Here is a 22,398-nt window from a genome sequence, read left to right on the forward strand (position 1 = left end):
GGATTCGTCTTTGGAGACACCTGTGCCCAAACAGCTTTCTCGTCGGATTGCCGCGGTGGTGGCGGCGGTCGACACGCCTGCGTTCGTGTGCGATCACGCACGGCTGGAATCCAGCGTCCGGGCGATACGTGCGGTGCTCGAACCTCTGGCGTGCCGGCTCCTCTACTCGATGAAGGCGCTCCCGCTGAGTTCGGTGTTGCGAGCGTTGGCGCGACACGTAGACGGGGTGTCCGCGAGCTCGCCATTCGAGGTGCGGCTCGCGCGCAATGCTCTGGGCGAGAGCGGCGCGATTCACTTCACGTCTCCCGGGATTCGCCCCGCAGACGTTCCGCACCTCACCGCCACGTGCGACTATATCGCCTGCAACTCACTGCATCAGTACCGGCTGCTACGCGACGGCGGGCGTGCATCGCTCGGGCTACGCGTGAACGTGGGCATCGACTTTGTCGGAGATCCGCGTTACGCGCCGTCTCGGCTGAACTCCAAGCTGGGTATCCCGCTCGATGCGCTGAACGCGATGTGGCGGAGCGGCGAAGACCTGAGGAGGGTCGCCGGGATCCACATCCACCATAACTCGGAGTCACGGAACTGGAGCGAGCTCGCGGAAGCGGTTGGCCTGACGATGGACCGGCTCGGGAGCAACCTGCTGCCGACTGCAAGGTGGCTGAACCTGGGCGGCGGTTACCTGTTCTCGCACATGACCGGCCTGCACGAGTTAGCCTCCGCGCTGGCGCGGTTGCGGGAACGGTTCGAACTGGAGGTGTTCATGGAGCCTGGCGCCGCCGTGGCCGCCGACGCCGGCTTCCTTGTGGCGTCCGTGGTGGACCTCTTCGAGAGCGACAGCATGGTGGTCGCGGTGCTCGACACGAGCATCAATCATCAGCCGAACGTGTTCTCATACCAGTACTCACCTCCGGTGCTCACGGCGTCGCGTCACGGGACCCACCGGTACCTGCTGGCAGGCTGCTCCTGCCTTCCCGGCGACGTGTTCGGGATCTATCACTTTCCCGGCCCCCTTCGGGTCGGATCACGCGTCGTCTTTCCGTCGGCGGGCGCGTACACACTCGCCAAGGCGTGCATGTTCAACGGCATCGCGCTCCCGACCCTCTACGATCTGTGGGCGGACGGGAGCCTGAAACTCGTCAGCGCGTGCAGCTTCGAGCAGTTTGCCAGGATCTATGCCGGCGAATTTCTAGATCCCGCCGCACCCGCGATTGCCGCGGCCCCCACGGTGCAGGCGTGAGCTGGACTTGGCCGGCTCCGTGTCCAGACGGCACGCTCCCACGCGTGGCGCAGCGCATGACCACCCATCGGCTCTCCTCACACTTCCATCTCCGCGTTTGCCCATGTCCATGTCCGACCCGGTGAAGGTGCTCCTGCTGGCCTGTGACCCGGTGGAGCATGGAGTCCCGCTGCGGCTGGACCGCGAGGCGCGTGCGGTGACCAACGCGATCCGCGGATCACGCGAGCGCGCGCTGCACCTGGAGACCGAATGGGCAGTGACCATCGCCGACCTGCAGCGGCTATTGCTCTTTCACCGTCCCCAGATCGTGCACTTTGCCGGGCACGGAGACCGGGACGGCGGAATCCACCTGATCGACGAATCCGGGAACGTGCGCCCCGTTTCCGGCCAGACGCTGCGAGACCTGTTCCGCAGCATGAGCTTCGTGCGCGTGGTGGTATTGAACGCGTGCGAGACGATGGTTACCGCCGAGGCAGTGTGCGCGGTGGTGGATTGCGTGATCGGGATGGACACGATGATCACCGACCCCGCAGCGGTCCTGTTCGCGGAGGCGTTCTACGGTGCGCTGGCCGCGGACACCACTGTGCGGGAAGCCTTTGACTTGGGTGTGAACCGCCTGCGTCTGGAAAAAAGCGCCGAATGGTCGATCCCCCGATTCCTGGCGCGCGAGGGGTTCGATCCAGCCACGCGGATGGGGGCTTGGAAGGCCGCACCCGAGGACGACGGGGCGACAGTGCTGCGGGAGGTGGTGCGCTTCGTCGCCGCGTGCCTCCCCGGCCTGAGTCCGGCAGACTTCGAGTACGCGGTGGCAGTGCTGCTCCGGAAGGACGCTGCAACGCCGGTGGACGCGGAGCGGCTTGCAGTGGCCTGGAGCGAAGATGCAAACGGAGTGCTCGCCGCGTGCGGCGTGACCTTCAGCGGGACCCACGCGGCCGGAGCGTCCGTCGGGTTCGCCGGGGGCGTCGGGGGCATCGAGCAGGGGTGGGAGGCGTTGGAGCGCGAGCACCCGCTCCGGTTCCATGGCTACGTGCGCGTGCTGCACGGTGCCGGGCTGCTGTTCGGCTCGTCCGAGGCTCTGGCTGGTGCGGTCGCACGCTTTCAGGCCGACTTCGCGGCGGCACATCCGGAAGACTATGGCGTGGACTGGTTGACGGCGCTCCTCACGGAGGCCCGGCGCTCGTCCGAAGAAACGCTTCCGTTCTTGCTGGACCGCTTCGTGACCCTCCTCGCCGCGTTCTACTCTCACGCCATCCTGGCTCCCGTGGTGGATGCCCTGCTCGCTGACCTCGTGCTTCGCGGCTCGCCCGAGGACGCGGCTGCGCTCGTCCGCCGCCTTCTGCACACCCGGGGCTTCGCGGCATTCGAGTGGCTTCGCCGCCTCGCCGATACCGGCCACGAGCCGACCCTCATCGATGTGCGCGACATCCTGCGACACGAGTTCTGGAACGCCAACGACGTGTATCCGCTCTTGGAGGCCCTGGCGGCGTGGCTCAACCCGCACCAGGCCAACGCGCGCAGTTGCCGCCCGTCCGGCAGGCTGGCGCTGCGGCTGGTGCTGGAGTACGCGATCGCCTCCACGCAGGGGGTTAATCGGGCGGAACACGGGCGGTGGCCGAGCTCGTGCCCCCTTCTGGTCATCCCCAATCCCGAGTTGCTCACGCGGAGAATGGAGTTGCTCGCCTCCTGGCTATTCCATCCTGCGCTGCCCGGTGTGGTTTTTGGCGAAGGCTCGCGCGCCGCGGACGAGGCGCGGCGGGTTCAGGCGGCGCTGGTGGCGGAGTGGGTGTTCATTCTCGACCCACCGGAGTTGCGGACTGCTCCCACGGATGTGAGCCCGGAGCGCGCCTTCGGTCCGGACACGGTGGCCGCAGTGCTGCTCGCCGAGATCCAACTTTGCCTCGGCGAGGCGTCCACCGACGGTTCGAAGAAGGCACTCGTATGCTGCTGGAAGGAGATGAAGCGGGACCTGTCGGAAACCCTCCGGCTGCGCAGAAGTGAGCAGGGCTTCGATCGGGCCGAACTCATGCGCCGGAGAGATCTGCTGCGCGGCCTGCTCACCCGCGTCTGAACGCTGTGGTATGGCGGCTATGTGACCTCATTCCAAGCTCACGCTCATTGTGTTCTGATCGGTACGCGAGGGCTTGAGCGAGCGAGAACTGTGGAGCCGCCGGGTATCTGATGCCGGCGGAGTTCGACAAGGGGCTTTGGGAAGCAATGCGCGGGTCGCTTCGCCAAGCCGCTTAATTCCCATTGTCCGGTGTTCATTGAAGTGGGGTAGGTCCTGAACGAGCACCCTGCCTGCCGCTTCGGCACCATCGGCTGCCCGCAGCACGAGGCCACCCGTACCGGCGCTGGATGGCTGAGGAAGACCGCCGATCCGCATGAGATACGAGGGGTCTGCATTGATTCGATGCAGCGCCTCTCGCGTTCTGCGGTGGATACGTCATATCAGATCCCGTCGAGCGCCAGCCCGATCTCCTCCCGCACCCACGCGTCCTCCTCCACCTCTTCTCTCCCCCGCAGCGTCTGCCGCGCCGCCTCCGTGCCGATGCGCCCCAGCGCCCACGCCGCGTGCCCGCGCACCAGCGGCTCCTCGTCGTTGAGCGCGACGGCAAGCGCGGGGACGGCCTCGGCCGAGCCCCAGTTGCCGAGTGCGACGGCGACGTTCCGTAGCAGCCCGCGGCGCTTCGTCCGCTTGATCGGGGAGCCCTTGAAGCGCGCGCTGAACTCCTCCTGCGTCATCGTCATCCACTCGATCAGCGACGGCCCGTCCAGCCCCTCGCGCGCCAGGAATGCCTCCTCGGACGCTGGCGCGGAGAAGCTGTTCCAGGGGCAGACTTCCTGGGAAATGTATCCATTCAGCCATTACTCGATTCCCCTTCTGTCGGGGCGAAGAACTGTAAGCGGGTACAGAAGATACAGGGTCTCGGAATGAAGTGCAGATCCACTCTCGGAAGGGTGCGGTTGAGCAGCGGTCCGGAGGTGCGCTCGCGGTACCGCTCAGCGCACCCGGTGAACAGGTGCACCGGCGCTGGGTGTCTCCGCGGTACCCACACGGGCACCCGTGCAGATAACAGTTGCACCTTAGAGCAAGTGCACCAAATCAGGCCGCGACCACGAGATGCGGGCCCGGAGAAGAGAGGTCAGTTCGGGGCGATGTTCCTCCGGCACCGTCTAAGCCTCGGCATGACTCAGTTCGAGATTGGGTTCCTGATCGGAACGTCGGCCTCCACAATCAACAATTGGGAGACTGGACGTTCGACGCCCCACTCCTCGATGCGAGAGGCGGTGGATTGGCTTCTCAGGACGAAACGTGAATCCTCGGAATAACCTGGAGCAAGCGGCAGCGGAGGGGGCGGACGCGGGCGTCAGCGCGAGGTATCGTCGAAGATCGGCACGTCGCCGGGTTCGGGGGCGCGGTAGGTGAGGCTACGGACGGTGCCGTGGAGTACGTGCGCCAGGCGCAGGTACAGCCAGATGGGCCGTGGCCCGTGAGGACCACGTCGCGTCCGGTGCCGGCCTGCGCGCGGGCGGCTGCCTCGTAGGCCGGCAGGTCCACTTGGAGCGCCGTCTCGCCGCGCGCCCGGTAGAGCGCTTCGAGCTCGATGATGACGGGACCGCGGCTGGTATCGACGGGTTGCATCCGCTCGCGCTGGAGGCAGGGGACCGGCGGGGGGCGGTTCGACCGTCAGTCGAGCGCATCTTCACCCTTCAGTCCCCTCATCATCGGGGAAGTCGCTCAAGCTCGGGCCAGCCGATGCTCGTCGAGTACGGCCAGGGAGTGCTTCAGTCCCCTGATCATCGAAGAAGTCGCTCAACGATCGTGCGCTTGGCTCACGGGCATTTTTTACACGCGCGCGCGGCCGTCCAGGCGGAGGCAGCTCAGGCGCAGAGGCAGCGGTACGACGAATAGCCGCCGATGTTCGGGTTGGGATCCCACGACGGCGCGGCCGAAGGGTGGGGGCGCAGTTCCGCGAGCGTCTCCAGCAGCGCCTGCAACGCGGTCTGGATCTCGATGCGCGCGACCGAGGCCCCGGGGCAGCGGTGCGCGCCGAAGCCGAACGACAGGTGGGGGTTCGGCTGGCGCTCGGCATCCAGAGCGTGGGGGTCGGGGAAGGCCTGCGGATCGCGGTTGCCGGCCTGGAGGAAGAGGACCACCTTCTCCCCTCGCCGGACGGTGTGGCCGCCGCCGGGCTCGACGTCCAGCACCACGTCTTCTGCCGCGTAGCGGACAACGAAGCGAGTGGGGGTCACCACCCGGAGCAGCTCGTCCGCCAGGCGGCGGGCGAAGCCCGCATTCCCGCGCAGCCGCTCCCGCCACATGCCCCACTCCGGCAACAGGAGCGGGATGCCGTCGCCCAGCAGCTTCTGCGTGGTCACCCGTCCCGCGGAGAAGGCCATCATGCACTGGATGACGACCTCCTCCTCATGCTCCAGCCCGCCGTCGCGCAGGAACGCGCCGATCAGGTCGTCCGAGGGCGTCCCTCCGCGGGCAGACACCTGGGCGCGGAAGTACTCGCCCAGCTGCACGATCTCGTGCATCTCCATCCGCAGGTAGCCGCTGGTCAGGTCCGCGTACGTCGTGGACCAGCGCTCCAGCCGCTCCGCCTCGCCGGGAGTGGAGGCCGGCAGCCCCAGGATCATGGAGATCGCCTCCATGGAGTACGGAACGGCGAACTCGCCCACCAGGTCCACCTCGCCCCGCGCGCGGGCGCGCTCCGCCAGCGCCACAGCCGAGTCGCGGAGCGGCGCCAGGAGCGAGTCGGAACGGCGGGCGAGCTCCACCAGCACCGCCCGCTGCACCCGCGCCTGGCGCGGGCCGTCGGCGAAGATGACCTGCCGCTGGATGGCGTCCGCGACGAACGAGCGGGCAGCGGCGCGCCGGGAGCGGGGCGCCGCCAACGCCTCGTCCGAGACGAAGCGCGCGTCGCCCAGCACCTGCCGCACCGCCGCATGTCCCGTCACCAGCCAGCAGCGGCCCGCGGGGTCGAAGGTGACGCGGTCGCGCGCCCGCAGCTCGTCGTACAGGCCGTGGGGTTCGGTGTAGCTCTCCACCAGCCGTTTCAGCGTGATCGGGCACGCCGCGGCCGTCGTCCGCCCGCAGTTCGTCGCTTCCGCGGCGTGCGGCCGCGGCCCCCCCGGATGGATGCCGCTCATCGCTGGATCCTTCGTTCATGGTTCTCGTCCACCGGATGGCGGAGCCACCCCCGCCTGCCTCCGCCCCCCCCCCCGGTCCACCGCCTGGCCCGGGCTGGCGCCCGCTTCCGGCGCCGCCGGCGCGCCGGCCTCCAGTCGCCCGGTCGCGGATGCCGCCCCCACCTTCCACTCGGCTGCCCATCTCCCGCACGCCCAGCTTTCCCTGGCACTGGAGGCAGGCTGGGCCGAGCTCGAGACGCACTGTCCCGTGCTCTGTATACTTCACGGCGTTCCCGACCAGGTTCAGCAGCACCTGGCGGAGCCGATCGCCGGCGAAGTACAGGTTCGGCTGGTTGGCCGACTCCCACCATCATGCAGGGGCGGACGTACCGTCCCGCACGCCCAGCTTTCCCTGGCACTGGAGGCACGGCCGGTGAGATCGCCATCGATATCGACGCCGACAACGCTCGCGCCGGCACGCGCCAGTTCCAGTGCGAAACAGTAGCCCAGCCCGCCGGCGGCGCCCGTCACCAATCCCCGCGCCTCCTCAATCCGCATCCGTCGTCCCCGCTGAAGTGTTCGCAGTCGACGCGTTGTCTTTCCGGCCGCGGTTGGTGAGTGAAGCAAACCCCTTGCCGGCGTCGCCGACGAAGAGCGGCTCTCCCCGGCAGTCCGGTGAAAACGAAAGACCTTCGCGGCTCCCATCCCGGCGTCAGGCCACAACTCACACCGCCACAGCGGCGGTGGGGAGTGTCGGTGCGGCCATCGCGGGGATGGAGACCCGAGGCACGGCTGCCGCGGCGCGCTGCACTGCGCGGATCAGCGCGGGGTATGCGTCGAGCGCCTGCCGCGCGGCGTCGAGTTCGAGCCGCTCACGGCTGGTGTGGGCCAGCGCCTCCACCCCCGGCGCGAATCCAATGGTGGGGACGCCGTGCGTCCCACAGCTGTGCCCCCCGTCGGTGCCGAACTTCCACTGGCGGATTGCGGGGACGCGGCCGATCGCCTCACGGACGGCCCCCGCCGCGGCTACGACGACGGGGTGGTCGTCGTCCATCAAGAAGCCGGGGGTGAAGTTGGAGTGCTCGTCTTCCCATCCTGTCCACGCCCGGTGGGTGACCAGTCCGGGGAGAACGTCCACATGGATCCCCTCGACCCCTGGGACACGCTCCCGCAGCAGCATCCGGATCTGCGCCACCGCACGGTCCTCCTCCCACCCGGGAAGGACGCGCATGTCGAGGGTGACTCGGATCCGGTCGGGAATGACGTTCCCACCTTTCGGCCAGCATTCCAGTATGGTTGGGGTCAGCGTGGCGCGTCCCAACACGGGATGGCACGGTTGCACCTCGGAGACTTCGCGCAGCGCCAGCAGGACGTGCGGAAGGACCAGGTTGGGGTTGCGGCCGCGCTCGGGAGCGCTGGCGTGCGCGGCGAGGCCGTGGATCTCCACCGCCAGCTCGGCGTGGCCGCGGTGGCCGGTGCACAGGTCCAGGTCGGTGGCCTCGCTGAGGATCACGGCGCCGGGGCGCTGGGGGAGCGTGCGCATCAGGTGCATCATCCCCCATCCGCCCTTCTCCTCGTAGACCGAGCAGACGGCCATGACGTCGCCCGCGGGGCGCTCGTCGACGAAGCGCGCGGCCGCGTACACCTGGAGCGCCAGCGGCCCCTTTACGTCCATCGACCCACGCCCGTGCAGGCACCCGCCGACGACCACGCCGCCGTACGGCTCGTGCTTCCACGCGTCGGCGTCACCCGCGTCGACCACGTCCATGTGCGACGAGAGGACCACCGCCGGCGCCTCCCCTGTCCCGGCGATGCGGCCGACAACGTTCCCCGGCCGGTCGATGTACGCCTCGTCGAACCCCAGGCGGCTGAGCTCGTCAACGATCCGCCGCGCCACCGCCCCCTCCTCGCCGGAAGGCGAGGGGATGCGGATCAGCCCGGCGGCGAACTCGATGGCGCGCTCGAACGACAGGTCCCGCCGCGCGCCGCTCACGCCGCACCTTCGATCGCGACGGCGGCGTCGCCGTACGCGCGGGCCTGCATGGAGTAGAGTGCCGCCGGCAAAGCCGGGGTGGCCGCGGTCTCCTCGATCAGCCGGTTCACCCGGAGGATCCCCTCCCGGGTCCGCTCCATGCTCTCCGTGCCCACCGACACCCGGATGAAGCGGTCGCACGACGCTCCGTAGCCGATGCCGGGGACGGTGCTCACCCGATGCTCCTCGAGCAGGCGCGTGCAGAACGCCTCGGACGTGAGCCTCGAGCGCGCGATCGAGACGAAGAAGTAGAAGGTGGAGTCGCCCGGCAGGTACTGCATCCCGCACGCGTCCATGAAGGCGGCCAACTCACCCCGCCGGCGCACCACGTCCGCGATTTGAGGGCCGGTGATTTCCAGGATCTGGTCGAAGTGCCGATCCAGGTAGTGCTGAAGAATGGTGGGCGCGCAGGTGACCAGGTGCTGGTTGATCTTGAGCACCTCGTCGATCACCCCGCGGCGCCCGATCACGTAACCCAGCCGCCACCCCGACATCCCGTGGTTCTTGGACATCGAGTTGCACACGATGGTGTGCTTCTTCTCCAGGTCCAGCGCCCCGCACGAAACGAAGTCGCCGTGGAGAACGAACTCGCTGTAGGCCTCGTCGGCCAGCAGGAACAGGTCGTTCGTGTCGGCCAGGTGGTGAAGGTGCTCCAGCTCCTCCACCGACAAGCGCTTGCCCGACGGGTTGTTTGGGTTGTTGACGATAATGGCCCGGGTGCGCGCGGTGATGAACTCGCCGAGCGCGAAGACGCTCCGGTCGTGCGGCACCATCACCGGCACGCCGTGGCAGAGCTTCACCTGCTCGGTGTAGCTCACCCAGGCGGGTTCCAGCACCAGCACCTCGTCACCGGGCGCCAGGATGGCCATCAGCGACATGTGGATGGCGATCTTGGACCCGGCCGTGACCACGATCTCGGTCTCCGGGTTCACCGGGACGCCGTAGTGCGCGCCGTAGTAGGCGGCCAGCCGCCGCCGCAGCCCGAGGATGCCGCGCGAGTGCGAGTAGTGGTAGCCGTCGGGCATCGGCAGGTCGTCGAAGCCGAACAGCGGGACATCGAAGAAGGCCTCGCCCAGGGAAAGCACGATCACGTCCTCGCCCCGCGCCTTCATCTCGTAGACGAGGTTGTTGTAGCGGATCGAGACCGCCTCAACGATCTCACTCAGGTGCGGCGCCGGTGCGGGCATGGGTTCCCCTCGTGTAGCATGTGGAAGTACGAGGCGGGGCGGCGAGGCGCCCGTCAAGATCGTAAGGAGCGGGGTGACGGGGCCGTCCGGCGAACGCGTCCAGGCGCCGGCCGGGAGTTCCGGGGCAATACCCGGAAGAGGGAAGCCCGCGCAGAGCCGCCGGACCTCTTCGCGCACCGAGTGCCGTAGCCAGAGAGTGCATGACGCGAAAGGTCTCCATCCGCGAAGCCCTCGGCGGCATCATCATCGAAGCGCCGTCCCCAGCCGGCGGCGCGCGGCGAACAGCCCGGGGCCGGGCTCCACGGCGAACGGCACCTCGGACCGGCGGACCGGGTCGGAGCCCGGCACGATGTGGTTGTCGGCGCCCGCCGCCGCCAGCGCTCGGGCACTGAACGGCGTGGAAGCAGACGCCGGAGACGGAGGGCCGGCCCCCGTGCGACAGGTGGCCGCCGGCATCCAGGTCCAGCCCAAGCACCGTGTCGCCGGGCGCCGCAGGCCGAACATCACGATCTGGTTGGCCGAGGTCCCTGAGTGTGAGTGCGGCTGCACGTTGGCGAAGCGTGCGCCGAAGGCGCGGCGCGCCCGCTCCACGGCCAGCCGCTCCACTGGGTCGACCACCTCGCACTCCGCGTGGAAGCGCGCGTCAGGGTACCCCTCGGTGGTGGTGTTCAGCAGCGCCGACCCCTGGCACGCCAGCACGGCGGGATCGGCGATGCTCGACGCAGCCACCCTCGTCAGCGTCTCGGCCTGCCGCCGGTGCTCGCGGGCGATCAGCTCGTGCAGCACCGGGTCGCCCGTGTGCAGGCGCTCCAGCCCGCTTCGTTCCGTGGCCCCACGGCGCAGGCCTCCGGCCCTGCGCGTCGTGGTCGGTCAGATCAGCCATCGCTTCTCCGCCAGCCCGGTTGCCGGACCCGTTCGAAGCCTGCAGCGGAGACCTGCCCGCGGCCTCCCGACGGCCGTGGGCCGGGACTGCGGGCCCAGCGTTCACTCTCGCCTTGCGCAGCCCCGGCGGAGCATGCCGGGTGCCGATCTCCTCAGGGGTACCGCGACGCACTTCCTGTCTGCATCCCGTCTTCCCCGTCCCCGTCCATGCCGACGCGCCGCCCCGGCCACGCACCGTGTCGCCGTGGCCACCATACACAAGTTCCCGGGAGCGCGTGGCTCGGGGTTCCCCCGACGCGCGGCCGGCTCACCCCCCGTGCCGTACAGAACCGGCGTGAACCGTGTTAAATGTAAGCTAACATGCTTCCTCCCTTTCCGCACGGGTGACGCAAGCCGAGCGGCCCGATTGGATGGGTCGGAAAGGAAAAGCAACTGGCCGGATGAATCCACGTCCCACTTTGCGACCACGCCGTTTTGCAACGTTATCGATATCAGCGGTGCTGGGGGATCGGCCCTGGTGGGGGGAAAGGAACGCGGATCTCCGGGTCGCTCGGGATGGCGCGACCGAGCCGGTGCCTCTTGTTCATTCAGAGGAGCGAGATTACCATCTTTATCGATCCGCAATGGTGAAAGCAGCCGGAACGTTTGGTCGGCGGATCACACCTCAACAAAGAGAGGGATGCGTGTTCGCCAAGGATTTCGGGCTGCCGCAAGGCACGCTCAAGCTGCTCGCGCCGGGGGAGCGGAGCCGGATCGGCGAGCGGTCGCCGGGGTGGCGACGCTTCGCGTCCGCCGCGAGCCGGGCGAGGTGACCATGCGCGATCGCAACGCCGCCCCGGTCCACGACCAGCTCCCCGCCGGCGACCGGCGCGCCGGAGGCGGGCGCGGCTGGCTCAACGACTTCCGCCAGGACATCCGCTTCGCGCTACGCTCCGCCGCGCGCGCGCCCCTCCTCACCCTCCTCGCCCTGCTGACGCTGGCGGTGGGCATCGGCGCCAACGCCGCGGTCTTCGGCGTGGTGAAGTCGGTGCTCCTCGACGCGCTTCCCTACGACGACGCCGACCGCCTGGTGCGCGTTTACGGCCGCCTGGAAGACGGCTCGCTGGAGCGCTCCTCCCTGAGCGCCGGCACCATCAGCGACCTGGGCCAGCGGCAGCGCTCCTTCGCCCGCCTCGCGCACTTCTATCCCAACGTCGTCGACGTGACGTACGTCCGGGGGGGCGTCCCGGCGGTGCTGACGGTCGCGCTGGTGGGCCCGACGTTCTTCCAGACGCTCGGCGTCGCTCCACGCGCCGGCCGCTCGTTCACCGAGGCCGACGCGGCGACGGGCGCTCCGCTGGTGGCGATGCTGAGCCACGAGGCGTGGATGCGCGAGTTCGGGGGCGATCCGGGGATCGTCGGCCGGAGGATCGACCTCGACGGGGTGACCGAGGTGGTCGGGATCCTGCCGCGCGGGTTCGTCAGCCCCATCGGCGAGGCGGACGTGGTGTTCCCGCTCGACATCGGCCCCGCGCTGGCCGACCCGGTCCGCGCGCGCGGGCAGCACTACCTGGGACTCATCGGACGCCTCAAGCCCGGCATCGGCACCGACCAGGCGCAGCGCGAGCTCGCCGGGATCAGCGCCGACCTGGCGCGCGAGCACCCCGGCTCGGGCGGCTTCACCATGCAGGCGGTCTCGCTCCGCGACTCGATGGTCGGCGACACGCGCACCCCGCTGATCGTGCTGATGGCGAGCGCCGCCCTGGTGCTCCTGATCACCTGCGCCAACCTGGCCGGCGCCCTCCTGTCGCGGACGATCTCGCGCCGGAAGGAGTTCGCCGTCCGCGTCGCGCTCGGCGCGGGCCGCGGCCGGCTGGTGCGGCAGCTCCTGACCGAGAGCGTGCTGCTGGCCGCGGCGGGCGGCCTGGCGGGGCTCCTTCTCGCGGTGCTCGGGCTGGCCTTCCTGCGCAAGCTGGCGCCCCCGGCGCTTCCGACGTACGCCGAGTTGTCGCTGGACGGGGGCGCCGTGATCGCCACCATGCTGGTCGCGCTGCTGACGGGGATCGCGTTCGGCGTCACGCCGGCGCTTTCCGCCGGGCGCCAGGATCCGCAGGCGAGCCTCCGGGACGAGACGCGCGGCACCAGCGAGAGTGTCCGCTCGCGGCGGCTGCGCGGCGTGCTGGTGGCGGGGCAGATCGCGCTCTGCGTCAGCCTTCTGTCCGGCGCCGGCCTCCTCGTCCGCAGCCTCTGGGCGATGACCTCCGCGCCGCTCGGCTTCGACCCCGACGGCGTGCTGACGGCGAAGGTACAGCTCCCGTCGGGCAACTACGGGTCGCTGGATTCGCGCATCCGCTTCTTCGAGCAGTACGAGGAGCGCCTGCGCGCCCTTCCGGGGGTGACCGGCGTGGCGAGCACCAGCGAGCTCCCCATGCCGGAGATGAACCGCAACGGCCTGGAGATCGAGGGCGTGGCCTGGCCGGAGAGCGAGCAGCACTTCATCGCCTACTCCAGCGTCTCGGACGACTACTTCCGGACGATGCGCATTCCGCTGCGGCGCGGCCGCACCTTCGGACCGTCCGAGCGGACGAACACGACGCAGGCGATCGTCATCAACGAGGCGATGGCGAAGCGCTACTGGCCCAGGGGTGACGCCCTGGGCGCCCGCATCCACCTGGGTCCCCACGCCGAGGGGGCGTGGGCCGAGGTGGTGGGCATCGTCGGCGACGTGCGCAACGATCCCGCGCTCCCGCGGCCGGACCCGATGGCGTTCGCGTCGCGGCGACAGGAGACGTTCGGCAGCCGGGTCTTCGTCATCCGGACCGGGGGCGATCCGCTCGCCCTGGTGAAGCCCGCCGAGCGCGTTCTCCGGGAGCTCGATCCCACCCTCCCCCTTCGCGACCCCGCCCCCCTGCGTGCGATCCTCGACGAGGGGCTGGCCGGCCGGCGTCTGCCGGTGCTGCTGATGACGGCGTTCGGCGCGCTGGCGCTCCTCCTGGCCACGGTGGGCGTGTACGCGATGTTCGCCGCCATGGCGGCCGCGCGGGAACAGGAGTTCGGCATCCGGGTCGCCCTCGGCTCGACACCCCGCGCCATCGCGAGGCTGGTGCTGCGGCAGGGGGGCGTGTGGATGGCGGCCGGGCTGGCCGGGGGCGCGCTGGGCGTGGTGCTGATCGCGCGGCTCCTGCGCGACCTCCTCTACGGCGTTCCGCAGTTCGACCCCATCGCCATCGGCATGGCCGTCGTGATGCTGCTGGCGTGCGCCACCGCCGCGCTCCTCGTCCCCGTCCGCCGCGCCACCCGCGTGGACCCGACCTCGATCCTGCGGTAGGGGAGGACGCCCCGGGAGGAGCCCTTCGGATCGCGGGCACCCGTCCCGGAACGGCCGGGCGCCGCACTGGCGTTCATGGCCATCCTGGATCCGGGCGACGAGGTGCCCATCCCCGGGCCCGCCACCGGGTGGGCTGCCCCGGGCAGGCGCGCCTCCGCCACGCGCACCCGGTCGATCACGGTGCGGGGAGCCAGATCGCCCGGAGGAGCTGGGCAGGGAGATGGGTCGAGCGAAAAACGACGACACGGCCACCCGACGCTGATGCGTCGAGCGGCCGTTTCAACGAGGGGTGAGCGAGGGGACTTGTCCCCCACCTCCAGGCCTGCGCGTAGAGGCCGCGGATTCCCGAACGCGTGGGGGGGGGCGCGACGTAACAATCGCCGGTCCTCATACCAAGTCCGCATCGGCCCCGCGGCATGGCTGCCGCGGGGCCGATCCGTCTGCCGTCGCCACCCTCCCGAACCGTACGTCAGGCCGCCGCGGCGCTCAGGGGTGAACGACCGAGCGCTCCGGGTTCGGCCCCTCCCACTCCTCGGCAAGGAGCTTCTCCCATTCGTTCAGCACGTTCGACAGGCGGAACTCCTCGCGGCCGCGTACCTGCAGGCGGCCGTTCTCCTTCCAGTCGATGATCCGCTGGATCACCGCGTCGGGGTCCGACATATCCATCAGTTCGTCGGGATGGTAGCGGACTTCCTCGTTGGCCCCCAGATACCCGCCGATCCAGGGCGTACCCACCGCGTCGGCCTCCGCGTGCACCAGGCCGAACGTCTCCGGCCGCCGTACGTTGCAGTCGAGGACCATGAACGAGCTGCGCACCTCCTGGATCACGTCCTTCCACGGCAGCTTGCCCAGGTACACCACCCGGTCCGTGGGAAGCTCGAAGCCCATCTCCCGGTACCCGGGGCTCGCCACGTACAAACGCACGTCCCGCAGCTGCGGGTAATGGGGGAACCGGGAGAAGAGGGTCAGCGTTTCGCGGAGCCCTTTGTCGGGGATGGAGAAGTAGATGAACTTGTCGGGGTCTACCGGCGTGGCGTCCGGCTGCAGGTCGTCGGGGATCGGGTTGTAGATGTACACCACGCGGTTCTCGTCGCCAGCGTAGCCGAACGCGCGCATGCAGTTGATCCACTGCTCCCGCTGCCACGCGCTCACCAGGATCGCGGTGCCGTTGTTTCCGATCAGCGCCTCCGTGTCCATAACGAACGGTTCGCCGGGGACCGGGACGTCCTGGTAGTACTCGAACCCGCGGGCCCGGGGCCACCGCTTCGAAATCTCGTCCAGCCGCCGAGCCGACCACACGCATACTACGTGGGTGGGGACGAAGTCTCCGATGTCCGTGAACGGCGTGACCTCAACGCCGTTCACGATCGCGCGGTCGGCACGGCCAAGCTGGGCGATGCACACGCGGTGGCCGCGCCTCACGAGCCCTTCCGCGATCCGGGTGACGGTGCTCTCAGTGCCCCCCTGCGGCTTGTTTTCCAGCGTGTTTCCGTCGTACGGCTTGCCGGTCACCTCGTCCACGAACAGGATGCGGTACATTCAGTCACTCCTGACGAAGAATGGCGGAACGGGAAGCGACCCCGCGAGGGGGCACGCGCGTGAAACGAGGCGTCGGCGGCGCCGGTGGACGACCGGGTCGGTCGATCGGCTGGACGGAGAAGAGCACCGCCAGCCGGCCGTCCACGTCCGCCGGGTCGATCCACCCCGGGACGTGCCAGTCCGCGACACCAGCCCGGTGTGCATCCGGCACCCGACGGGGAACGGGGAACGGCATGGCCGGGGTGGAGCCCGCCCGCGCCGTCTCCACCAGCGTCGCCGGCGAAACGCCCTCGGCCGGCGCGGAGGCGCGGCCGGCGGCGGCCCGGACGGAGCGGCCCGGCGCGTCTCACCGGGACACCAGCAGGTCGGCGGCCGGGTCCACCCGCTGGACCGTGAACGCCGGCTCGGAGAGCCGCCGGCCCACCACCACGGGGTCCAGCCAGCGCGCGTCGGGGCGGGTCCGGAGCACCAGCCCCGCCCGGACCATCCACATCAGCGCCTGGGCCACGGGCGCCGAATCGGGCCCGGGGTCGGCGATCTCCCCGGCCACGAACGCGGGCGACTCGCGCAGCACCTCCAGCAGCACCTCCACCGCGCCGCGGTGCTCCTCGGGGACGGGGACGTCGTACGGGTAGAAGACGTCGTCGGGGCGCACGCTCCCCGCGCCGGGGTGGACGGGGGTCGCCAGTGAGACGACCTGGTCGGGCGCCAGCGGCTCGCCGGCGGGGACGTGCCACGCGGAGCCGGCGGTGAACGGGGTCACCAGCGCGGCGTACAGCGCCTCGGCGCGCGGGCTCCGGCGGTACGCCGGGCCCGGCAGGCGGGGCTCGCACACCGACCAGAACTCCTCGGCGAAAGCGGTGGCCCGCAGCGGCTCGGCGGGCGCCGCCCCGCCCCGGACGCTCGCGGCGACGACCTCGTGCAGCGCCCCCTCCAGCGCCGCCAGGGAGTAGCGCGCGGCCACGGAGCCCGGGCACCGCTCGCGGAGCTCGCGGCGCGCGCCGTCGTCGCGGAGGAGGCGGACGATCTGGTTGATGGCCTCCCACCACGAGCACTTGACCCCCGTGGGGGTGGAGACCGTGCTCACCCGGCAGCCGGTCACGCCGTCGACGATGGTGTCGATGAGCCCTCCCCAGGCGGCGCCCACCACCGGCGTCCCGCACGCCATCGCCTCCACCTGCGCCATCCCGAAGTTCTCGTCGGGGTTCAGCGTGAGGCTCACCGCCACGTCGGCCGCGTTGTACAGCTCGCGGAGGCGGCGGGTGTCCAGGCTCCCGGGGGTGTGGACGCGGTCGGCCGCGTCCATCCGCGCGATCAGCCGCGAGTAGGTGGCGGAGAGCGACACCGTCCTCACCCCGAACCGCTCCAGCCCCTTCTGCTCCGTCCCCATGGGGCCGGCCAGCACCAGGTGCGCGCCGGGGACCTGCTCGCGGACGACCTCGAAGACGGCGAGGAGGGTGTGCACGTTCTTCTCGGGGATCACGCGCCCGGAAAAAAGGACGACCCGGTCGTCGTCCCCCCAGCGGAACCGCCGCCGGGCGGCGCGCCGCTCGTCGTCGCCCAGGGGGTGGAACTCCTCCGCGCCGGTGAACGGGACCACGCGGACCCCCGCGTTCCCGAGGAGGAGGCGGGCGATCTCCACCTCGGGGGCGCAGTTCACCAGCATCACGTCGGCGGAGGTCAGGTACGGGAGGGCGGCGCGCACGTCCCAGGCGCCGGCCGACAGGTCGCCGTGGGTGAAGTACAGGTACGGGACGCGGCTCCCGATCCGCGCGCGGGCGGCGAGGAGCGGGAGGTCCGGGAGCCCCGCCACCACGTCGCAGCGCCGCAGGAACGCCTCGGCCATCGCCCTCCGCTCCTCGGGCGAGGCGTACGGGTACTCGGGCGGGAGGTGGACCAGCTCGTGCCGGGCCGAGAGGGCCAGGAAGATCCCCCGGTTGATCCTGGCCAGGCTGGCCAGGGGGAACGCCGACCCCAGGACCACCCCCACCCTCGCCGGCCCGCCCTTCTCGCCCCCGCTCACGGGGCCACCCCCCGCGCCGGGGCGAGGGAGCCGGGCACCCCCTCGGGGAGCGGGATCCCCCGGGCCGCCTCGAGCGCCGCCTGCACGGCGCGGATCAGCGCGGGATAGGCGTCGAAGGCGGCGCGCGCCTCGTCCAGCGCCAGCCGCTCGCGGCTGGTGTGCGCCAGCGCCTCACGCCCCGGCGCGAAGCCGATGGTGGGGATGCCGTGCGTCCCGCAGGTGTGCCCCCCGTCGGTCCCGAACTTCCACGGCCGGATCCGCGGGGCGGCCCCCGTGGCGCGGTGGAGGGCCCTTGCTGCGGCCCGGACCACCGGGTGGTCGTCGGGCATCAGGAAGCCGGGGGTGAAGTTGCTGTCGTCGCTCTCCCACCCCGTCCAGGCGCGGAAGATGGCGCGGCCGGGGAGCACCTCCACCCGCACCCCCTCCACCGCCGGCGTCCGCGCCGCGATCGCCGCGCGGATCTCCTCCAGCGCGGCGCCCTCGTCCCACCCCGGGAGGACGCGCAGGTCCAGCGTGACCCGGATCCGGTCGGGGATCACGTTCCCCCCCCGGGGCCAGCACTCCACCACCGTGGGGGTGAGCGTGGCGCGCCCCAGCACCGGGTCCTCCGGCTGGGCCCCGGAGAGGTCGTCCAGCGCCAGGAGGACTTGCGGGAGGAGGCAATGGGGGTTGCGGCCGTACTCCGGCGCGCTGGCGTGCGCGGCCCGGCCGTGGATCTCCACCGCCAGCTCGGCGTGCCCCCGGTGGCCGGTGCACAGGTCGCCGTCGGTGGACTCGGCCAGGATCACGGCGCCGGGGCGCACCCCGGCGTCCTTCATCAGCCGCATCATCCCCCACCCCCCCTTCTCCTCGTGGACCGAGCAGACGGCCACGATGTCCCCGGCGGGGCGCTCGTCCACGAAGCGTGCGGCGGCGTAGAGCTGGAGCGCCAGCGGGCCCTTCAGGTCCATGGCGCCGCGCCCGTGCAGGCACCCGTCGGTCACGGCGCCGCCGTACGGGGGGTGCTCCCAGTCGGCGGGATCGCCCACGTCGACCACGTCCATGTGCGAGGAGAGCATCACCGCCGGGGCGCCGCCGGTCCCGGCGATGCGGCCGATCACGTTTCCCGCGCGGTCGGTGCGCGCCTCGTCGAACCCCAGCGTCCGCAGCTCGCGCACGATCCTTCGCGCCACCGCCTCCTCGTCGCCGGGAAGGCTGGGGATGCGGATGAGCTCCGCCGCGAACTCGATGGCGCGCTCGAAGGTGAGGTCGCGTCCCGCGCCGCCGCCGCCGGGAGGGACGGGGAGGGCGTCCGCGCCGGGGGCGGAGCGGAGCGGCTCAGGCATACGACCGTGCCTGCATCAGGTAGAGCTCGGCGTACAGCCCCCCGCTCCGCAGCAGCTGGTCGTGGTCGCCCAGCTCGGTGACGCCGCCCCCGTCGATCACCAGGATCAGGTCGGCGGCGCGGACGGTGGAGAAGCGGTGCGACACCAGGACGGTGACCGCCCCCCGCGACGAGCCGGAGCGCGCGGCGCGGGCGTAGCGCTCGAAGAGCGCGTGCTCGGCCAGCGCGTCGAGCGAGGCGGTCGGCTCGTCGAAGAAGACCACCAGCGGGTCCTCGCGCATCAGCGCCCTCCCCAGCGCCAGCTTCTGCCACTGCCCGGTGGAGAGGTCGACGCCCCCTTCCCACCGCGCGCCCAGCTGCGTGGGCAGCCCGGCGGGGAGCGCGTCCTGAACTCCCTGCGCCCCCGCCCGCTCCAGCGCCGCCGAGACGGCGCCGGCGTCGTCCAGCCGCGTCAGGTCGCCCACGCCCACCGCGTGCTGCGCCGGCATCTCGAAGCGCACGAAGTCCTGGAAGGCGGCGGAGAGCCGGGCACGCCACGCCCCCACCTCGATCTCGGAGAGATCCACCCCGTCCACCAGGATCCGCCCCGCGGTGGGCTCGTACATCCGGCTCAGCAGCTTGACCAGGGTGGTCTTCCCCGCCCCGTTCTCGCCCACCACGGCGATCACCGACCCCGCGGGGATGCGGAACGACACGTCGCGCAGCGCCCACCGGTCGGTCCCGGGGTAGCGGAACGACACCCGGTCGAAGACGATCCCGTCCTCCAGGCGCGCGGGGGCGGGGCGCGTCCCCGTCCGCTCGCGCGCCGAGCGCGCCGCGTACTCCTGCAGCCACAGCACCCACCCCGCCGCGCGCAGAACCTGCCCCAGGCTGCCCACCCTGCGCACCGGGTCCACGACGGAGCTTCGGACCTGCTGCCCCAGGTACACGGCCAGCACCACCTCGCCCGCGGTGGCCTGGCCCTGGCCGGCCCGCCACAGCATCAACCCCAGGGCGCCCGTGAAGCCGGCCTGGAAGAGGATGTCTCCGGCGCAGTCGAGGAGCATGGCGCGGCGCCGGGCGGTCAGCATCAGGCCGCGCGACTCGCGCCAGGCGCGCCGGAAGCGGCCTACGATCTCCCGCTCCAGCCCGAAGACGCGCAGCTCCATCCCGGCCTCCCGGCTGACCATGAGGGCCTGGAGGTGGCGCGTCTGGCGGAAGAGCGCCGCGGCCTGCTTCTCGGCCTGGGCGAACCACCGCTGCTGGAGGGTGGAGATGGGGATGGCGGGGATGGCGAAGGGGACCAGGAGGAGGAGCCAGGGGCTCGCCAGCGCCAGCGCCACCAGCGTCCCCACCCCGGCCACCACCACGTTGGCGGTGATCACCAGCGAGTTGAGCGAGCCGCCCAGGACCCCCTGCGACTGCCGGAGGAGCTCCAGGCGGTCCTGGTAGTCGGGGCGCTCGTGGTGCTCCAGGCCGGGGAGGCGCGACGCCAGCGTGGAGATCTCGCGGTCGAAGGCGAACCCCACCTCCTCGGTGAGGCGGGTGCGGAGGGAGCTCCCGGTCCACGACCCCACGAACCCCAGCACCCGCGTGGCCACGATCCCCGCCGCTCCGATCCCCAGGAGGCGGAGGTCGGCCCGGAGCGCGCCGTCGGCCATGAGCTTGAGGAACCAGGCGAAGAGCGGGACCTGCAGCTGCCCGAAAGGCTCCAGGAGGAGCCCCGCCGAGCGCCAGGGGTCGGTCCGCCACGCGGTGCGGACCAGGAGGGCGAGGGCGCGCCACTGCTCACGCATCGGGCACCTCCGCGCCGTCGTCGGCGGCGGGCGCGGCGGCGAAGCGCTCGGCCTGCAGCGAGAACATGCGGGCGTACAGCCCGCCGGAGCGCATCAGCGCGTCGTGCGTCCCGTCCTCGGCCACCCGGCCGTCCTCGATCACCACGATCCGGTCGGCGTGCCGCACGCTCGCCAGGCGGTGCGACACCAGGATGGTGGTGACGTCGCGCGTGACCTCCAGGAAGCGCTCGAACAGCTCGGTCTCCGCGCGCACGTCGAGGGAGGCCGTGGGCTCGTCCAGGATCAGGAGCCCGGCGCCGCCGCGCACGGCGGCGAGGGCGCGGGCCAGCGCCACGCGCTGCCACTGCCCGCCCGAGAGGTCGGCGCCGCCCTCGTACTCGCGGGAGAGGACCGTGTCCCACCCGCCGGGGAGCGCCGCCAGGAGGTCGGCGCCGCCGGCGCTGCGCAGCGCCTCGTCCAGCGCCGCCTGGTCGCGCATCAGCGGGAGGTGGCCGAACCCCACGTTCTCGCGGAGCGGGAAGGGATAGCGCACGAAGTCCTGGAAGATCACCCCGATCCTCTCCCGCGCCTGCAGCGGAGAGATGCCGCCGTCCAGGACGACGCGCCCGCCGTCGGGCTCGTACAGGCCGCACAGCAGCTTGATCAGCGTGCTCTTCCCCGCGCCGTTCTCGCCGACGATGGCGACCGACTGGCCGGCGGGGATCTCGAGGGTCACCCCGTCGAGGGTGGGGTGCTCCCGCCCGCGGTAGGTGAAGCGCACGTCCTCCAGCCGCACCGAGAGCTTCCGCCGGTCGGGGAGGCGCACGCCGTCCAGCGGGACGGCCACCCTCGTCCCCCCCGCCTGCGCCGCCTCGCCGTCCAGGACGCCGGCCCGCGCGTCTGCGCGCCCCCCTGCGGCGGACGCGCGCAGGGCGGTCACCCGCTCGGCGACCCCCAGCGACTGGGCAAGGTACCACTGCGTGTCGCCCATGACGCCCAGGTTGGTGGTGGCGATCACCGCCTGCACGAAGACCAGGAGCGCGGCGACCCCCACCTCGCCGCGGCCGACCGCCAGGGCCAGCGCGCCCAGCACCGCCCCGTGCGACAGCGCCAGCGCCACGTTGGCGGCGGCGGTGATGCCGCGGCTGGCCTTGCGGGTCCGCCACACCAGCCCCAGCGCGTCGCGCCACGCCTCGCCGTAGCGGCCCACCACCCAGTCGGCCACCCCGAAGATGCGGACCTCCTTGGCGGCCGGAGGGTCCAGCGCCACCGAGCGGAGGTACTCGGCGCGGCGCAGCCGCACCGCGCTCTGGTTCATGTCCACGCTGGCGGCGGCCTCGGTCGCCTTCCGGTAGAGCAGGCTGGTGAGCTGCCACGCCGCCGCCAGGAGGAAGGGCGCCCACCACGCGAACCCCAGGAGGACCGCGAACGCCCCCGCCCCCCGCAGCCGGGTGGCGACCACCTCGCCGAGCAGGAAGGGGGTGGACGCCAGGATGCCGCGCCGCTCGGCCTCCACCACGGGCTGGAGCGCGTCGGCGACGGCGGGGTCCTCCAGCGGGGCCAGCCCCGGCGACCCCAGCGTCACGCCGGCCACCGCGAGGTGCACCTCCAGCGCGAACTCGGACCCCAGGACACGGGAGAGCTGCACGAGGGCGTTGCCGCCCAGCGACAGCGCCGTCTGGCCCACCACCAGCCCGCACAGCGCCAGGAGCGCGGGGCGCCCGCCGGGGGAGCCCAGCCCGTGCTCCACCGCGCCGGGGATGGCGTGGATCAGCGCGCCGGTGGCCAGCATCAGCGCGGTCGGGAGGAGCCCCGTCCCCACGACCAGGACCGCGAACGCCACCACCCGCCAGCGCCCCGCCGCCCACAGCAGGCCGAGGAGCGCCCGCCACCGGGAAAGATTGGAGCTTCGTGCGTTCGACATGCGTCTCCGTTCAGGATTGGGGATCAAGGGCCGCCTCGGTGTCCGGC

The 22,398-nt window shown here is 71.5% G+C and carries 13 protein-coding genes; 3 read left to right on the forward strand and 10 right to left on the reverse strand.

The genetic code is table 11. The annotated features are described in order from the left end of the window. Together VF746_20470 and VF746_20475 are read left to right on the forward strand one after the other, a co-directional pair. The coding region (locus VF746_20470; GenBank protein HEX8694813.1) for a hypothetical protein at positions 1-1,243 on the forward strand (1,243 nt) is incomplete at its 5' end. A 109-nt stretch (positions 1,244-1,352) separates the two neighbouring features. Next, entirely contained in the window at positions 1,353-3,311 is a 1,959-nt protein-coding gene (locus VF746_20475) for a CHAT domain-containing protein (protein HEX8694814.1), read from the forward strand. Positions 3,312-3,691: 380 nt separating this feature from the next. On the opposite strand, the gene VF746_20480 is transcribed toward VF746_20475, so the two are convergent. The 5 genes from VF746_20480 to VF746_20500 form a co-directional block, all read right to left on the reverse strand. Next, a complete protein-coding gene (locus VF746_20480) occupies positions 3,692-3,991 on the reverse strand; it encodes a HEAT repeat domain-containing protein (GenBank protein HEX8694815.1) in 300 nt (99 codons plus the stop codon). Positions 3,992-5,125: 1,134 nt separating this feature from the next. Continuing rightward, positions 5,126-6,400, reverse strand: a complete 1,275-nt coding sequence (locus VF746_20485) for a cytochrome P450 (protein HEX8694816.1) — start codon at positions 6,398-6,400, stop codon at positions 5,126-5,128. 703 nt (positions 6,401-7,103) lie between these two features. Continuing rightward, entirely contained in the window at positions 7,104-8,372 is a 1,269-nt protein-coding gene (locus tag VF746_20490; GenBank protein ID HEX8694817.1) for a M20/M25/M40 family metallo-hydrolase, read from the reverse strand. Next, on the reverse strand, positions 8,369-9,598 hold the full coding sequence (locus VF746_20495) for an aminotransferase class I/II-fold pyridoxal phosphate-dependent enzyme (protein ID HEX8694818.1): 1,230 nt from the start codon (positions 9,596-9,598) through the stop codon (positions 8,369-8,371). The genes VF746_20490 and VF746_20495 overlap by 4 nt, the downstream gene beginning before the upstream one ends. 243 nt (positions 9,599-9,841) lie before the next feature. Next, positions 9,842-10,441: a hypothetical protein gene (locus VF746_20500; protein ID HEX8694819.1), complete on the reverse strand. Its 600-nt coding sequence runs from the start codon at positions 10,439-10,441 to the stop codon at positions 9,842-9,844. Between the two features lie 811 nt (positions 10,442-11,252). Here VF746_20500 and VF746_20505 point away from each other — a divergent pair. Beyond that, entirely contained in the window at positions 11,253-13,787 is a 2,535-nt protein-coding gene (locus tag VF746_20505) for an ABC transporter permease (protein HEX8694820.1), read from the forward strand. Between the two features lie 486 nt (positions 13,788-14,273). On the opposite strand, the gene VF746_20510 is transcribed toward VF746_20505, so the two are convergent. The 5 genes from VF746_20510 to VF746_20530 all read right to left on the reverse strand — a co-directional run bounded on the left by VF746_20510 (position 14,274) and on the right by VF746_20530 (position 22,351). Beyond that, positions 14,274-15,326, reverse strand: coding sequence for a hypothetical protein (locus VF746_20510; protein HEX8694821.1), 1,053 nt, complete (start codon positions 15,324-15,326; stop codon positions 14,274-14,276). Between the two features lie 346 nt (positions 15,327-15,672). Next, positions 15,673-17,349, reverse strand: a complete 1,677-nt coding sequence (locus tag VF746_20515) for a glycosyltransferase family 4 protein (GenBank protein HEX8694822.1) — start codon at positions 17,347-17,349, stop codon at positions 15,673-15,675. Then, positions 17,346-18,674, reverse strand: a complete 1,329-nt coding sequence (locus VF746_20520; GenBank protein ID HEX8694823.1) for a M20/M25/M40 family metallo-hydrolase — start codon at positions 18,672-18,674, stop codon at positions 17,346-17,348. Before VF746_20520 ends, VF746_20515 begins: the two co-directional genes overlap by 4 nt. Next, positions 18,667-20,448: an ABC transporter ATP-binding protein gene (locus tag VF746_20525; GenBank protein HEX8694824.1), complete on the reverse strand. Its 1,782-nt coding sequence runs from the start codon at positions 20,446-20,448 to the stop codon at positions 18,667-18,669. The genes VF746_20520 and VF746_20525 overlap by 8 nt, the downstream gene beginning before the upstream one ends. Then, on the reverse strand, positions 20,441-22,351 hold the full coding sequence (locus tag VF746_20530) for an ABC transporter ATP-binding protein (GenBank protein ID HEX8694825.1): 1,911 nt from the start codon (positions 22,349-22,351) through the stop codon (positions 20,441-20,443). The genes VF746_20525 and VF746_20530 overlap by 8 nt, the downstream gene beginning before the upstream one ends. Positions 22,352-22,398 lie beyond the last annotated feature (47 nt).

Origin of the sequence: Longimicrobium sp. (genome assembly GCA_036389795.1) — a bacterium.
Taxonomy (GTDB): domain Bacteria; phylum Gemmatimonadota; class Gemmatimonadetes; order Longimicrobiales; family Longimicrobiaceae; genus Longimicrobium.